Here is a 14,658-nt window from a genome sequence, read left to right as displayed (position 1 = left end):
ACCTCCTGACCCGCAGTAATGCCCTACGGGGTGACATGGCCGTTCGACTGGAGACGCACGTGGCCGGGCGCATCGAGGATTACGCACTCATCGGAGACATGCAGACCGCCGCCCTGGTCTGCCGGGACGGCACAGTGGACTGGCTGTGCCTTCCCCGCTTCGATTCGCACGCCGTTTTCGCGGGACTGCTGGGCACGGAGGAGCACGGCTTCTGGCGCCTGGGTCCGGCGTGGGAGGACGAGGAACAGCCCCCGTCCGCGGCCCGCCGCCGCTACCGGGGCGATTCCCTCGTCCTGGAATCGGAGTGGGACACCCCGCGCGGAACGGTCAGGGTGACCGATTTCATGCCGCCGCGTGACGGCGCCCCGCAGGTGATCCGGATCGTGGAGGGGATCAGCGGCCGGGTGCCGATGCGTTCCGAGTTGCGCATGCGGTTCAGCTACGGCCGTGTGACGCCGTGGGTGCACAAGATCGACGGCCGTACGGTCGCCGTCGCCGGACCGGACTCGGTCTGGCTGGACACCTCCGTCGAGACCTACGGCGAGAACCTGACCACGTACTCCGACTTCACGGTCGCCCCGGGGGACCGGTTCGCTTTCACGATCAGCTGGCAGCCCTCGCACCACGAGCCGCCGGGCCTGCCGGACCCGGAGGGCTCGCTGGAGGCGACCGAGGAGTTCTGGCGCGAGTGGGTCGGGCAGTGCACGTACCACGGGCCCTACCGGGAGGCCGTGGTCCGCTCGCTGATCGTCCTCAAGGCCCTGACGTACGCGCCGACCGGCGGCATCGTCGCGGCCCCGACCACCTCGCTGCCCGAGGACATCGGCGGCTCCCGGAACTGGGACTACCGCTACACCTGGCTGCGCGACGCCGCGATCACCCTGTCCTCCCTTCTGCGCACCGGCTACCGCGAGGAGGCCCGCGCCTGGCGGGAGTGGCTGCTGCGGGCGGTCGCCGGCGACCCGGAGAACCTGCAGATCATGTACGGCATCGCGGGCGAGCGCGAACTGGGCGAGGCCGAGCTGGACTGGCTGCCCGGGTACGAGAACTCCGCCCCGGTCCGGGTCGGCAACGGCGCGGCGGGCCAGCTCCAGCTGGACGTGTACGGCGAGGTCATCGAGGCGCTGCACCTCGCCCACATGACGGGGCTGACCCGCAACGACTACGCGATGGGCCTCCAGCTCAAACTGATCGAGTACCTGGAGAAGCACTGGGACGAGCCGGACGAGGGCATCTGGGAGGTGCGCGGCCCGCGCCGCCACTTCGTCCACTCGAAGGTGATGGCCTGGGTGGCCGTCGACCGCACCATCAAGCTGATCGAGTCCGGGGACACCGAGGGCCCGGTGGAGCGGCTGCGCGAACTGCGCGACGAGATCCACCGCGACGTGTGCGAGCGTGGCTACGACGCGGAACGCAACACGTTCACGCAGTCCTACGGCTCGAAGGAACTGGACGCCTCCCTCCTGCTGATCCCGCAGATGGGCTTCCTGCCGCCCGACGACAAGCGCGTGATCGGCACGATCGAGGCGATCCAGCGCGAGCTGTCCACGGAGGACGGCTTCGTGCTGCGCTACCCCACCCATGGCGAGGACGCGGGCGTGGACGGCCTGGAGGGCGACGAGGGCGCGTTCCTGGCCTGTTCGTTCTGGCTGGCGGACGACCTCGCGATGATCGGCCGGGTCGACGAGGCCCGCCAGCTCTTCGAACGGCTGCTGTCCCTGCGCAACGACCTGGGACTGCTCGCCGAGGAGTGGGACCCCCGGCTCCAGCGGCAGGTCGGCAACTTCCCGCAGGCGTTCAGCCATGTCCCGCTGATCGACACGGCACTGCGCCTGACGGCGAGCGGGGCGTACGTCGGCTGACCCCGGCGGCCCGTTCCGCGCCCCGGGCCGGTACCTTTCCGGACCGGGGCGACCAGCCGTAGGACCCGAGGGGAAACGCGAGGCCAGAGCCAGTGGAGACGCAGGGCGCAGTCCCCATGGGGACGCAGGGCGGAATCACCGTGCAGCGGGCGCTCGAGCTGCCGGGGCTGCGCAGCGGGCTCCCCGAGGTGGTGGCCGGCGCGGACCGGCTGAACCGCACGGTGCGCTGGGTGCATGCCGGCGAGGTGCCGAACATCGCCTCGCTGCTCAAGGGTGGTGAGCTGCTGCTCACCACCGGTCTGGGGCTCGGCACCCGCCCCGCCGAGCAGCGGGCCTTCGTCCGCAGGCTCGCCGATCGGGGCATCGCCGCCCTGGTGGTGGAGCTCGGACCGCGCTTCGGCAGGCTGCCCGCCTCCATCGTGGACGCCGCCCGCACGGCCGGTCTGCCGCTGGTGCAACTGCACCGGGAGGTGCCGTTCGTGGCGGTGACCGAGGAGATCCACACCGAGATCGTCAACGGTCACTACGCGCTGCTGCGGCAGGCCGAGGACGTGCACCGGCGGTGCACCCAGGCGCTGCTCGGCGGCGGCGGGGTGCCGCAGGTGCTGGGCATGCTCGCGGACTTCGCGGCCAGCCCGGTCTTCCTGGAGACGGCGGACGGGCAACTGCTGTACGCGGCGGGCCCCGGCGCCGGGCCGGTGTCCGCCGATCCGCTCCAGGTGTGGGAGGGCCTGCGCGGCGGCCGGGCGGCACGTGAGTCGCCGCCCACCGGCTCGGTGCTGGTGGATGTGCCGGGCGGCGGTCCGGGGGCCGGTTCGGTACGGGCCAGGCTGGTGCTGCCGGCCGTGTCGGGACCGTTGTTGCCGGTGCACCGGATGGCGGCGGAGCGGGCGGCCGGGATCCTCGCCGTGGTGCTGATGCAGGCCCGTCAGGAGGAGGAGCTCGCCGCGCGTGGCCGGGGCGACTTCCTGACGGATCTCGCGGAGGGCCGGATCGCGCCGGACGACGCACCGGCGCAGGCCCGCGTACTGGGCTTCAAGCCGGGTGCGTCGCCGCTGCTTCCGGTGGTGATGCGGCTGGCACCCGAACTGTCCGGTTCCGGGAACTGGGCGCTGCTGGCGCGGGCGGTGCTGGAAGAGCTCTCGTCGGTGGGGGTGCCGGTACTGCTCGGCGTACGGCCCGTGGAGGGCCGGGTTCCGGTGCTGCTGGGGCTGCGGGCCGAGTCGGAGCGCACGGCGGTCGCGGACCGGGTCGCGGCGGCGCTGCGGGCCGGTGTGGAACGCGCCGGTCTGGAAAGGGCCGGCTCGCATCCGCCGGTCGTGGTGGTGGGCGTCGCGGGTGGCTGGGCGGCTGCCGGTGCGGGGCTTCGGCATGCCGCGGAGACGGCGACGGCGGCGCACGGTCTCGATGACCGGCCCTGGTACGACGCCCGGCGCCTGGACATCGACCTGCTGCTGTGGCGGTTGCGGGACCACCCCGATCTGGCGGCGTTCGTGGAACGGGCGATCGGTCCGCTGCGCGATCACGACCGGACCTCGCGGCCCCCGCTGCTCCCGACACTGGAGACGTATCTGGCCCACGCGGGTCGGAAGGCGGAGACGGCACGCGAACTGCACCTGAACCGCCAGACGCTGTACAACCGGCTGGCCCGCATAGGAGAGTTGCTCGGCACCGATCTGGACGACCCGCAGACGGTGCTGGCCCTGAGCCTGGCGCTGAGGGCCCGCCGTCACACACCGCGGTGATGCAGCAGAACGGCGGGCGGCCCACTCACCGCGTCCGCGGCATCACCAGGGGCTGCGTCAACTCGTCGTAGATGCTGAGTACTTGGACGATCGTGTCGTCCTCCGTGGGCCAACTGGCGGCCTGGGCATGCCCGGCGTCCACCAGTCGCGCGCGCCGCTCCGGGTCACCGAGCAGCCCGGAGACGGTGCGCGCGAGCGCCTCCGCGTTCCCGTACGGCACGAGTTCCGCCCCGTTCCCGACGAGTTCGGGCACTCCCCCGACGGCGGTGGCGACCAGGGGAACGCCCAGCCGCAGCGCCTGCTGGGCCAGCACCGGGCGCGCCTCCCACCGACTGGGCAGCACAGCCAGGTCCGCGGCGGTGAGCAGTTCCGCGACGTCGTTCCGCTCGCCGATGAGCCGGACCGGCAACTCCTGCTCCCTGATCCGGCGTTGCAGAGCCGACCGCTGCCGGCCCTCCCCCGCGATGATCAGCAGCGGCGCGGTGCCGGGATCGCGCCATGCCCGAGCGGCGTCGAGCAGGAGGTCGTACCCGTGATGCGGTACGAGACTCCCGTACGAGAAGACCAGAGGTCGTCCCACCGCGCCGAGTTCGGCTCGCGTCTTGGCCGGATCAATGCTGTCGTCCGGGTGTGGTAAAGGGGCCGAGACCGGCGAGAGCCGGGCATCGCGCGCACCGCGCATCCGTGCCCGGTCGACCAGTTCCGATGTCGTGCCGAGGACAACCGCCGCCGCCCGGGCGGCCCTTCGCTCCATGAGACGCAGCAGCCGCGCCCGGGCGCCCTCGGCGTGAGGGCGGGCATGCCAGGTGACGACCAGCGGGATCCGGCGCCCGCCGAGCGCGAGGGCGGCGCGCACGGCGGCGTGCGGCCCGTGCGCGTGAACCACGTCCGCCGTCGCGCAGGCGGTGCGCAGGGCGGCGACGGCGGCCGGATCACTCCGCCGCGGCACGGGTGCGAATGAAGCCCCCGTGCCGGCGAAGTGGTGGTCGAGCCCGGCCGGGGCACAGACGGTGACGTGCACGCCCCTCGCCACCAGTCCGGCGGCCAGCGAGCTGACGTGGGCGCTGCTGCCCGCGCTGCCGCCGCCCAGGACGTGGACCGTACGCAGCTGTGACACGTTGGTTGGCTCCCGGGGCTCCCGAGTCGGCGAAAAGGGCATCGCCAAGGATGCCAGTCCGTACGGGCGTTCCGGCACAGTCAGGCCACGGTCCTGCGCGTACACCGGCGACCGGCCGCGACGCGCCACTCCCACGGGTGAACTATGCGGCGCGAAGTTGCCGCGTCGACGTGCCGGGGGCCGGGAGCCCGGGCCCCGGCGGTCCGACACCCGCGGCAGATGAGCTCCGGTGCCGCGCCCCGGCACCGCGGCATCCGGGTCCGGGGGTCAGCCGCGCCCGGCGTCCGGAACCGTTCGATCCCACAGCGACCGGACGAGCCCGCTCACCCGCTCCCCGTACACGGCGGCGACGACGAGCCCCGCCGTGTGGGCGAGGAGTCCGGCCCGGCCGCGCCCCGCCACGACGGCGACACCGAGTGCCGCGCCCAGGGCGTGGGCCCCGGTGTCCCCGATCATGGTGCGCTCGCCCAGGTCCTCCGCGACGAGCGCGGCCGCGGCCCCCATCGGCGCGCCGGCGAGCGCGGCGGCGGTCCCGCCTCCCGGCAGCCCCGGGGCACCGAGCGCGAGCACGGTGCCGATGGCAGCGGCGGGACGTACGTCCACCAGATTGACCAGATGCGCGGTCCCGGCGATCACCGCCCCGGCCAGGAGCCGGTCGACGGGACGTTCCCTCATCAGCGCACCGGCCGCGAGCCCTGCCGCCCCGATGCCGAGGAGCTTGACGGCACCGCTGGTCACCTCACCGTCCCGCAGGGCACCGAGGTGGGCGCGAAATCCCCGGCGTGGATCGCCGGCAGCGGCGAGGTCGTCGTACGCGCCGCAGCCCGCCGCCACCAGCACCGCGAGCGACGCGGCACACCGCGTGCGGGCCGGCAGCGGCAGGACGGCCGCCCCGGCCGCGGCGCCGACGGCGACGGCCGGTCCCGCGTACAGATCGACGCTCCGGCCCGCGTGGTTGACGCGTTGCCGACGTTCACGCGGCCGAAGACGGGACCGGGCCCCCAGCGCCCGGTACACGCCCGTGGCCACTGCGGCCGCGACGGCGCCGGACACCGCTGCTCCACGGAAATCTGCTCCCATGCGGGCCAGACTACGCAGCGGCCCGCCGGAGCGGTCCGACGGCACCCGCCGACGACGGGCGGACCCGACGACACGACATGACGGCCGCCGACGACGGGCGGAGCTGCGAAGACCACGGCGTGACGCCCGTCGACGACCGTGGCATGACGCCTGCCGCGACGTCCGTCCGCTACGCGTCCGACCGTGCCGCGGCCAGCAGCTCCTCCGCATGGGCGCGCGCCGTCTGCGAGTCCTCCTGGCCCGCGAGCATCCGGGAGAGTTCCCGTACCCGGTCCTCGCCCTCCAGGACCGTGACCCCGCTGCTCGTCACCGCTCCGTCGACCGTCTTCTCGACCAGAAGCTGCCGGTCCGCGAAGGCCGCCACCTGCGGCAGGTGCGTGACGACGACGACCTGCGCGGACCTGGCGAGCTTCGCCAGCCGCCGCCCGACCTCCACGGCGGCCTTGCCGCCGACGCCCGCGTCGACCTCGTCGAAGAGGTACGTGGGCACGGGGTCGGAACCGGCGAAGACCACCTCGACGGCGAGCATCACCCGGGACAGCTCACCGCCCGACGCCCCCTTGGCGATCGGCCTCGGCTGGGCACCGGGATGCGGCGCCAGCAGGAGCTCGACCTCGTCGGCACCGGACGGCCCGTAGACCACGCTGCGCCCGCCGACATCGATGCCGGAAGCCTCGTCGGCCGCCTCGGTCTGCCGCACGGCGAAGGAGACACGGGCGTGCGGCATGGCGAGGGAGGCGAGCTCCTCGGTCACCGCCTCGGCGAAGCGTGCCGCCGCCTCCGTGCGCGCATCGGTCAACTCCTGCCCCAGTACGGAGAGTTCGGCGCGCAGTGCGTCGCGTTCGGCCGTCAGCTCGCCGATCCGGTCGTCGTCGCCCTCCAGCTCCGTGAGCCGGGCGGATCCCTCCTCCGCCCAGGCGAGCACGGCGGTGATGTCCTCGCCGTACTTGCGGGTGAGCGCGGCGAGCGCGGCGCGCCGCTCCTCCACCGCGGCGAGCCGCAGCGGATCGGCGTCCAGCCGGTCGGCGTACCCGGCCAGTTCACCGGCCACGTCGGCCAGCAGGATCGAGATCTCGCCGATCCGGTCGGCGAGCGCGGCCAGGGCCGGATCGTGGGCGCGCACGGTGTCCAGCGCGCGTCCGGCGGCCGAGACCACCGTCGTCGCGTCGACGCCCTCCGGATCCTCCGGGTTGCCCGCGAGCGCGGTGTGCGCGAGGGCCGCCGCGGAGGCGAGCGCCTCGGCGTGGCCGAGCCGCTCGGCCTCGGCGGCCAGGTCGGCGTCCTCGCCCGCGAGCGGCTCGACCGCGGCGATCTCGTCGAGACCGAAGCGCAGCAGATCGGCTTCCTGGGCGCGTTCGCGGGCGCGCGTGGTCAGCTCGTCGAGCTCCGTGAGCACGGCGCGCAGCCGCCGGTACGCCGTCGCGTACCGCACCAGCGGCGCGGCGACGCCGTCGCCCGCGTACCGGTCGAGGGCCTGCCGCTGCCGGGCGGGCTTGAGGAGCCCCTGCTGATCGGTCTGGCCATGCACGGCGACGAGCTCGTCGGCGAGTTCCGCGAGCACCCCGACCGGCACGGATCTGCCGCCGAGATGGGCCCGCGAACGCCCCTCCGCCGAAACGGTACGGCTGATCAGCAGGGCTCCGTCGTCGAACTCGGCCCCGGCCTCCTCCGCCCGCGCCGCCACGGCGTCGCCCTCGGACACCGTGATCCGCCCCTCGACGACCGCCGCCCTGGACCCGATCCTCACCAGGGCGGGGTCGGCGCGTCCGCCGAGCAGCAGCCCCAGGCTGGTGACGACCATGGTCTTGCCCGCTCCGGTCTCACCCGTCACGGCGGTGAATCCGGGCGACAGCTCGACCACCGCGTCGTCGATGACTCCGAGCGACCGTATCCGCATCTCCTCCAACACGGACACGACCTTACGAGGTCCGGGCCCCGAAGTGCGACGGGCCCCGCCTGCGCGCTTCACTCTCCCGTGTGCACCTGGAGCGTCCGGTACCGCCGCCGGGGGAACGTCCGGCGATGCGTGCGGGACTCCTCGCCACGCGGGACGGCGGGTGCGTTCGGAACGCCTCGCCGGCCGGGACGGCCGGTCGGTCGGTACGGAACGCCTCGCCACCCGGAACGACGGGTCGGTGCGGGGCGCCGCGCCCCCAGGACGGCCGGTCAGTGCGGGGCGCCGCGCCACCCCGAGACGGGCAGGGCGAACTTGGCGACCAGGCGGTCCGTGAACGAGGCGGGGTGCAGCCGTGCCAGCCGCACCGGCACCGTGCCGCGCCGCACCTCGACCCGCGCACCGGCCGGCAGCGCCACCGTCCGGCGTCCGTCGCACCAGAGCACCCCGTGCGGGGCGTGCTGCTGGACCTCGACGGCGAGCACCGAGTCCGGCGAGGTCACCAGCGGCTTGGCGAACAGGGCGTGGGCGCTGATCGGGACCATGAGCAACGCCTCGACTTCGGGCCAGACGACGGGACCGCCCGCCGAGAAGGCGTAGGCGGTCGATCCGGTCGGGGTCGCGCAGACGATCCCGTCGCAGCCGAACCCGGTCACCGGACGGCCGTCGATCTCCAGCACGACCTCCAGCATCCGCTCGGGCGACACCTTCTGCACGGCCGCCTCGTTGAGCGCCCAGTCCGTGTGGACGACGTCGCCGTTGCTGAGTACCACGACGTCGAGCGTCATCCGTTCCTCGACCTGGTACGCCCGGGTGACGACCCGGTCGACGACCTTGTCCAGGTCGTCGCGTTCGGCCTCGGCGAGGAAGCCGACCCGGCCGAGGTTGACGCCGAGCATCGGCACCCCGGAGGCGCGGGACAGGTCCGCGCCGCGCAGCAGCGTCCCGTCCCCGCCGAGCACGATCAGCAGCTCGCAGCCGTCCACGGCCCCGGGGGTGGTGTCCGTGACCGTCTCGACGGATGGCGGCAGCGGCAGATCGGCCGCCTCGATGGCCAGTACCCGCACGCCGAGGCCGCTGCGCAACAGTCCCTGTACGACGAGTTCGGCGCTGCGGATCGCGGCCGGGCGGCCGGTGTGTGCCAGAAGAAAGACAGTTCGTGCCGCATTCGTCGTCAACGAGGCCCCTCCGCCACTGCGCGGTCGACATCCGCGGGATCCAGCTCCGGTGCACCGGCCCGCAGCCACAGAAAGTACTCGACGTTTCCGGACGGGCCCGGAAGCGGGCTCGCCGTCACCCCCCGTACCCCGAGCCCCAGTTCCCAGGCCCTGCGTGCCACCTCCCGCACCGCTTCCGCCCGCAGTGCGGGGCTGCGCACCACACCGCCGCTGCCGAGCCGTTCCTTGCCGACCTCGAACTGCGGCTTGACCATGAGGACCAGGTCGGCGTCGGGGGCGGCACAGCGCGCCAGGGCGGGCAGCACCAGCCCCAGCGGGATGAACGAGAGGTCACCGACGACCAGGTCCACCGGCTGCCCGTCGATCGCCTCCGGCGTCAGTTCCCGTACGTTGGTGCGGTCCTTGACCGTGACGCGGTCGTCGGACTGGAGCGACCAGGCGAGCTGCCCGTAGCCGACGTCGACGGCGACGACATGGCCCGCGCCGGCCCGCAGCAGGACGTCGGTGAAACCGCCGGTCGACGCGCCGGCGTCCAGGGCACGCCGCCCCTCGACCACCAGCCCGAGGGGTACGAAGGCGGCGAGGGCGCCCGCGAGCTTGTGGCCGCCGCGCGAGACGTACTCCGGGTCGCTGTCGTCCTTGATCACGACGAGCGCCGCACTGGTCTCGACCTGGGTGGCGGGTTTGGTCGCGGTGTTGCCCCCGACGGTCACCCGCCCCGCGGCGATCAGCTGGCTCGCGTGCTCGCGCGAGCGGGCGAGTTTACGGCGTACCAGTTCGGCGTCGAGGCGGCGACGTGCCACTCCTGCCACGTTCGGTTCAGCTCCTGTTGTCGTACGAGGGCATCGGCGCGGGTACCGGTGCGGGTGCGGGGCCGGCGTCCAGCGCGGTCAGCGTCGAGCGCAGGCCCTCGTGTACATCCTCGTACACCTGGACGTGTCCCTCCGCCGGAAGGTGGTCGGCATCGGCGAGACGTCCCAGCCAGGCGTCGACCCCGGCGTCCCCCGTGAGGGTCCGGGCGATGCCGAGAGGTGCGGGGGCGCCGGGCTCGGGAAGGGGCGCGGCACCGGGGGACGCGCCCTCGGCGACCGGGGCCGGCGACGCCGCCGCGAGAGGCGCCCCGGGCGCTGTCGCGGGCATTGTTCCGGCCGCCGCACCGGGCCCCGGCATCGAGTCGCTCATGCGGGAAACGCTACCGCGAAGGGCTGCGGTACCGTCGGTCACGATGGCGACCATGGCTGAGTGCCGCAGCGCACTCGACAGACTTTCCGACAATCTCGCGGGAGCGAACGGCGACGTGCGCAGCGCGGCCGCTCTGGACCGTTCGCTGAGCTGCCACGTCCGGGACCTCGACGTCACCTTCACCGGCCGGCTGGCCAATGGCCGGATCCAGGTGCTGGACACGGTGGACGGGCCGCCCCGCGAGAAGGCCGAGATCCGGCTGGCGATGAACGGCGACGATCTGGTGGCGATGGTGGACGGCGAGCTGAACTTCGCGAGGGCGTGGGGGGCGGGCCGGGTCCGGCTGGAGGCCGGGTTCCGTGATCTGCTGAGGCTCCGGGCGCTGCTGTAGCGGCGGTAGGGGCGGTCCCGCTCGTGGCGGCGGTACGAGCGGTCCCGCTCGTGGCGGCGGTACGGGCGCGGGTCCCCACGGGACGGCCCGGCCGGTCGCCCGTCAGCCATCGGCCGACAAACCCGCCGGCGCCCTGTCCGCGCCGCCGTCCCGCGCCCCGCGCGTGGTCGGGACCACCAGGGGCGTACCGGTCTCGGGGTCGTCGATGACCTGGCAGCGCCGCCCGAACGCCCGCTCCACCAGCGACGCCCGGGCCGGGCCCGCTCCGTCCCGCCGCACGAACCGAACGTGCGAACGACAGCACCCCCGGCACAGCGAATTTCGGTGGGCCCGCCTGAATCGCTTGCCGATCGCCGGGAGCCACCACCGGCCTACAGACCCAGCCGGGCGAGCGCCTTCCCCGCGTCCAGGCCGCACGAGCCGTCCCCGGCGTACGACCACGCCGCACCGCACAGCGCGCGCAGCCCGTCGAGCACGTCGTCGCCGTCCCCCTCCAGCGCCAGTTCCTCCCCCGCCGCCGAGGCACTCCAGCCGCGGCAGCAGAACCGGTCGCCCTGCGCCCGTGTCACCTCGGGCTGCCCCGTCAGCAGCCCCCGCAGGTCCGCATCGACGTAGGTGGGCCGGTGCTTCGGCCCGGCGGCCACCAGTCGGGCCGCGTCCGTCACTCCGGTGAGCACGAGCAGGGAGTCCACCCCGCCGTTGAAAGCGCCCTCGATGTCCGTGTCCAGCCGGTCCCCGACGACCAGCGGGCGCTCGGCCCCGGTCCGCAGCACCGTCTCCCGGTGCATCGGCGGCAGCGGCTTCCCGGCGATCTGCGGCTCGGCCCCGGTCGCGATGCGCACGACCTCGACCGCCGCCCCGTTCCCCGGCGCGATGCCCCGGGCGCTCGGAATCGTCAGGTCGGTGTTGGACGCGAACCACGGCACCCCGCGCGCGATCGCGTATGCCGCCTCCGCCAGCCGCCCCCACGTCATGTCGGGCCCGCCGTAGCCCTGCGCCACCGCGGCCGGTTCGTCGTCCGCCGACTCCACCGGCACCAGACCGCGCTCCCGCAGCGCGACGCGCAACCCCTCGCCCCCCACCACGAGCACCCGCGCCCCGGCCGGCAACTGATCGGCCATCAGCCGGGCCACCGCCTGCGCGGAGGTGATCACGTCGGCGGGCTCGGCCGGAACACCGAGTTCGGTCAGGTGCGCGGCGACGGCGTCCGGCGTGCGCAGCGCGTTGTTGGTCACGTACGCGAGGTGCATCCCGCCGTCACGCGCGGCGCCCAGGGAGTCGACGGCGTGCACGATGGCGCGACCGCCCGCGTACACCACCCCGTCGAGATCCAGCAGAGCCGTGTCGTACGCCTCGTTCAGGGCGGTGCGGCTGCCGCTCGGCCTGGTTCTGCTCGCCTGACTCATTCTTTGCGCTCCTCGGTACGGACTCCTGTCCAGATCATCGCGCATCCCGGCCGCGCACTTACGATGCAGTGATGAACACATCAGGTCCGGCCGACCGAGGACTGCGTCTGGTCCCGTTCCGCGGACTGCGCTACGTCCCCGAGCGGGTCGGCAGTCTGGCAGCGGTGACCTCACCGCCGTACGACGTCGTCGTGCGCCCCGACGGACTGCATCACCTGGAGTCGGCGGATCCGCACAACATCGTCCGGCTGATCCTTCCGCAGGCAAAGACGGCCGCGGCCCGCAACAAGCAGGCGGCCGAGACCCTGGGCCACTGGCTGGCCGAGGGGATACTCGCCCCCGATCCCGAGCCCGCCCTGTACGTCTACGAGCAGCGGAACGCCGAGATCCTGCAACGCGGCATCGTCGGGGCGCTGGCGCTCTCCTCCCCCGGCGAGGGCGTGGTGCTGCCGCACGAGGACGTGATGGCGCACGTCGTCGAGGACCGGGCCGACCTCATGCGTTCCACGGCCGCCCATCTCGAACCGCTGCTGCTCACCTATCGCGGCGACGGTGACGCCTCGGGCGCAGCCGGTGTCGTCGAGCGGACCATCGACCGCCCGCCCCTGCTCACGACGACCACGGAGGACGGTTTCCGCCACCGGCTCTGGGCGGTCACCGATCCGGCCGACCGGGCCGAGATCGAAACGGATCTCGCCCGCCACCAGGCCCTGATCGCCGACGGCCACCACCGCTGGGCCACTTACCTGCGCCTTCAGCGGGAGCACACCGCGCCCGGTCCCTGGGACTTCGGCCTGGTCCTTCTCGTCGACACGGCCCGCTATCCGCTCCGGGTCCGCGCCATCCACCGGCTGCTGCACCACCTGCCCGTCGCCGACGCGCTCGCCGCGCTGACCGGCCTCTTCCGCGTCCGTGACGTCGAGGGCCCGCTGTCCCATGCCCTGGACGCGCTCGCCGGGGCGGCGGCGGAGGGCAACGCCTTCCTGCTCGCCGGCGACGGCGGCTTCCACTTGGTCGACCGCCCGGACCCCGCCCTGCTGCACCGCACGATTCCGGCCGACCGCCCGGCCGCGTGGCGGTCCCTCGACGCGACGGTCCTGCACGCGACCCTGCTGGAACACGTCTGGCGCATCCCGGACGCCCCGGAGCACATCGGGTACATCCACGACGCCGCGGCCGTGGTGGAGCAGGCCGAGCGACGCGACGGCACGGCGGTCCTGATGCATCCGGTGCGTGAGGACGTGGTGCGCGACCTTGCCCGGCAGGGGGTCACCATGCCGCGCAAGTCGACATCCTTCGGCCCCAAACCGGCCTCCGGGCTGGTGCTGCGGAGCCTCGCTCTCGACGACTGATTCCCGGCAAGGAGAGAGGGGCTGCACCCGCTCGTGGCGTGCCGCCCCTCTCCCATGTCTCACACCTCGGACGGACCTTCCTCGTCCCGGGTGTCGTCCTTGTCCTCGGCGTCGCACTCTTCCCCGGCCGGGGCGTTGTCCGCCGCCGGGGCGTCCCCGCGCTCGACCCCGCCCTCGCTCTCGTCGAGGGCGTCCACGAACTCGACTCCGTCAAGCTCGGCCAACCGGTCGGATGCGTCCGTCACGCCGTCCTTGTCGGCCTCCAGCGCCCTACCGAACCACTCGCGTGCCTCGTCCTCGCGCCCGGCGGCCAGCAGAGCGTCCGCGTACGCGTACCGCAGTCGCGGCGTCCACGCGTGCACGGCGTTCGAAGCGAGCTCGGGGCTCTGCAGCGTGACAATGGCGGCGTCGAGCTGTCCCATGTCGCGGCGGGCACCGGCGGCCACCAGCCGCATCTCGACCTGACCGGCCTTGTCCAGCTTCCGTACCTCGGGCTCACCGGCCATGGCCAACGCCCGCTCGGGGCGCCCGAGTCCACGCTCGCAGTCGGCCATGACGGGCCACAAGTCCACCGAGCCGGTCATCCGCCTGGCCGCCCGGAACTCGGCGAGCGCCTCGGAGTACTTCTGCGTGGCATACGCGGCGAACCCGGCCGCCTCGCGCACGGCGGCGACCCGCGAGGCCAGCCGCAGGGCGACCCTCGAGTACGTGTACGCCTGCTCGGGGTCCTCGTCGAGCAGCCGGGCCACCATGACGAGGTTCCTGGCCACGTCCACGGCGAGGGTCTTCGGCAGGCTCATCAGCTCCTGCCGCACGTCCTTGTCGATCTCGTCACCGGTGACGTCATCCGGGATGGGAAGCCGCTTGACGGGCTCGCGGTCACGGTCGTCACGCCGCCCGTACCCGCCCCTGTCGTCGCGACCTCGGTAGCCGCCCCGGCCATCACGGTCGTCGCGCTGCCCGCGGTATCCCCCACCCCGGCTGTCGTCGCGCCGGTATCCGCCGCCCTGACGTCCACCGCGGTCGTCGTCGCGACGCGGACCCCGATACCCACCACGGTCGTCGTCCCGACGCGGACCCCGATACCCACCACGATCGTCGTCCCGACGCGGACCCCGATACCCACCACGGTCGTCGTCCCGACGCGGACCCCGGTCCCGATCCCGGTCACGGTCATCGCGGCGGAACCCACCACCAGTCCGGTCGTCATCACGACGGAACCCGCGATCGCGGTCGTCCCGCCGATCATCCCGCCGGAACCCACCACCGGCGGGCCGGCCCTCGTCCCGACGGAATCCACCGACGGAGCCACCGTGGCTGTCGTCGCGCCGGTATCCGCCGCCCTGACGTCCACCGCGGTCGTCGTCCCGACGCGGACCCCGGTACCCACCACGGTCGTCGTCCCGACGCGGACCCCGGTACCCACCACGGTCGTCGTCCCGACGCGGACC

General features: G+C 73.7%; 13 protein-coding genes and 1 pseudogene. 4 read left to right on the top strand and 10 right to left on the bottom strand.

Going from position 1 to position 14,658, the window contains the following annotated elements; genetic code table 11:
* The first annotated feature begins 59 nt into the window (after positions 1–59).
* Positions 60–1,862, top strand: coding sequence for a glycoside hydrolase family 15 protein (locus tag ACGF2V_RS09195; protein ID WP_362627081.1), 1,803 nt, complete (start codon positions 60–62; stop codon positions 1,860–1,862).
* Between the two features lie 116 nt (positions 1,863–1,978).
* Positions 1,979–3,607, top strand: coding sequence for a PucR family transcriptional regulator (locus ACGF2V_RS09190; RefSeq protein ID WP_362627044.1), 1,629 nt, complete (start codon positions 1,979–1,981; stop codon positions 3,605–3,607).
* A gap of 25 nt (positions 3,608–3,632) precedes the next feature.
* Here ACGF2V_RS09190 and ACGF2V_RS09185 read toward each other — a convergent pair whose 3' ends face one another.
* The 6 genes from ACGF2V_RS09185 to ACGF2V_RS09160 form a co-directional block, all read right to left on the bottom strand.
* On the bottom strand, positions 3,633–4,724 hold the full coding sequence (locus ACGF2V_RS09185) for a glycosyltransferase family 4 protein (RefSeq protein ID WP_362627046.1): 1,092 nt from the start codon (positions 4,722–4,724) through the stop codon (positions 3,633–3,635).
* 267 nt (positions 4,725–4,991) lie between these two features.
* A complete protein-coding gene (locus tag ACGF2V_RS09180) occupies positions 4,992–5,804 on the bottom strand; it encodes a hypothetical protein (protein ID WP_362705161.1) in 813 nt (270 codons plus the stop codon).
* A 169-nt stretch (positions 5,805–5,973) separates the two neighbouring features.
* Positions 5,974–7,719 (bottom strand): DNA repair protein RecN, encoded by a 1,746-nt coding sequence (gene recN / locus ACGF2V_RS09175; RefSeq protein WP_362627052.1) that lies wholly within the window; start codon positions 7,717–7,719, stop codon positions 5,974–5,976.
* A gap of 251 nt (positions 7,720–7,970) precedes the next feature.
* Positions 7,971–8,876 carry an NAD kinase gene (locus ACGF2V_RS09170; protein WP_362627055.1) on the bottom strand — a complete coding sequence of 302 codons (906 nt, stop codon included), beginning with the start codon at positions 8,874–8,876 and terminating at the stop codon, positions 7,971–7,973.
* Positions 8,873–9,688: a TlyA family RNA methyltransferase gene (locus ACGF2V_RS09165; RefSeq protein WP_362627058.1), complete on the bottom strand. Its 816-nt coding sequence runs from the start codon at positions 9,686–9,688 to the stop codon at positions 8,873–8,875. Before ACGF2V_RS09165 ends, ACGF2V_RS09170 begins: the two co-directional genes overlap by 4 nt.
* 7 nt (positions 9,689–9,695) lie before the next feature.
* Positions 9,696–10,058 carry a hypothetical protein gene (locus tag ACGF2V_RS09160; RefSeq protein ID WP_362705164.1) on the bottom strand — a complete coding sequence of 121 codons (363 nt, stop codon included), beginning with the start codon at positions 10,056–10,058 and terminating at the stop codon, positions 9,696–9,698.
* A 43-nt stretch (positions 10,059–10,101) separates the two neighbouring features.
* On the opposite strand from ACGF2V_RS09160, the gene ACGF2V_RS09155 reads away from it, so the two are divergent.
* Complete coding sequence (locus tag ACGF2V_RS09155) at positions 10,102–10,449, top strand: SCP2 sterol-binding domain-containing protein (RefSeq protein ID WP_362627064.1); 348 nt, start codon at positions 10,102–10,104, stop codon at positions 10,447–10,449.
* A 102-nt stretch (positions 10,450–10,551) separates the two neighbouring features.
* Here the strand turns inward: ACGF2V_RS09155 and ACGF2V_RS09150 are convergent.
* Both ACGF2V_RS09150 and ACGF2V_RS09145 read right to left on the bottom strand, forming a co-directional pair.
* Positions 10,552–10,698 (bottom strand): annotated as a pseudogene (locus ACGF2V_RS09150) (ABC transporter ATP-binding protein); the annotation flags it as partial.
* Positions 10,699–10,820: 122 nt separating this feature from the next.
* A complete protein-coding gene (locus ACGF2V_RS09145; RefSeq protein ID WP_362627067.1) occupies positions 10,821–11,855 on the bottom strand; it encodes an HAD hydrolase-like protein in 1,035 nt (344 codons plus the stop codon).
* Between the two features lie 71 nt (positions 11,856–11,926).
* Between ACGF2V_RS09145 and ACGF2V_RS09140 the strand changes: the two genes are divergently transcribed.
* On the top strand, positions 11,927–13,207 hold the full coding sequence (locus ACGF2V_RS09140; protein WP_362705167.1) for a DUF1015 domain-containing protein: 1,281 nt from the start codon (positions 11,927–11,929) through the stop codon (positions 13,205–13,207).
* A 59-nt stretch (positions 13,208–13,266) separates the two neighbouring features.
* On the opposite strand, the gene ACGF2V_RS09135 is transcribed toward ACGF2V_RS09140, so the two are convergent.
* The gene (locus ACGF2V_RS09135) at positions 13,267–14,007 is read right to left on the bottom strand and encodes a hypothetical protein (RefSeq protein ID WP_362705170.1); all 741 of its coding nucleotides are present in this window, start codon (positions 14,005–14,007) and stop codon (positions 13,267–13,269) included.
* Positions 14,007–14,417: a hypothetical protein gene (locus ACGF2V_RS09130; protein ID WP_392911356.1), complete on the bottom strand. Its 411-nt coding sequence runs from the start codon at positions 14,415–14,417 to the stop codon at positions 14,007–14,009. Before ACGF2V_RS09130 ends, ACGF2V_RS09135 begins: the two co-directional genes overlap by 1 nt.
* Between the last annotated feature and the right edge of the window lie 241 nt (positions 14,418–14,658).

The organism is Streptomyces sp. NPDC047982 (genome assembly GCF_043204165.1).
Taxonomy (GTDB): Bacteria; Actinomycetota; Actinomycetes; order Streptomycetales; family Streptomycetaceae; genus Streptomyces.
Note: the sequence above shows the minus strand (reverse complement) of the source record. Positions and strands in the feature narration are given on the sequence as shown.

Coding starts and splice junctions, on each gene's coding strand:
- ACGF2V_RS09145 (WP_362627067.1), bottom strand. CDS start 11,855: ATGAGTCAGGCGAGCAGAACCAGGCCGAGCGGCAGCCGCACCGCCCTG.
- ACGF2V_RS09140 (WP_362705167.1), top strand. CDS start 11,927: ATGAACACATCAGGTCCGGCCGACCGAGGACTGCGTCTGGTCCCGTTC.
- ACGF2V_RS09190 (WP_362627044.1), top strand. CDS start 1,979: ATGGGGACGCAGGGCGGAATCACCGTGCAGCGGGCGCTCGAGCTGCCG.
- ACGF2V_RS09135 (WP_362705170.1), bottom strand. CDS start 14,007: ATGAGCCTGCCGAAGACCCTCGCCGTGGACGTGGCCAGGAACCTCGTC.
- ACGF2V_RS09180 (WP_362705161.1), bottom strand. CDS start 5,804: ATGGGAGCAGATTTCCGTGGAGCAGCGGTGTCCGGCGCCGTCGCGGCC.
- ACGF2V_RS09160 (WP_362705164.1), bottom strand. CDS start 10,058: ATGAGCGACTCGATGCCGGGGCCCGGTGCGGCGGCCGGAACAATGCCC.
- ACGF2V_RS09155 (WP_362627064.1), top strand. CDS start 10,102: ATGGCGACCATGGCTGAGTGCCGCAGCGCACTCGACAGACTTTCCGAC.
- ACGF2V_RS09130 (WP_392911356.1), bottom strand. CDS start 14,417: ATGACGACCGGACTGGTGGTGGGTTCCGCCGCGATGACCGTGACCGGG.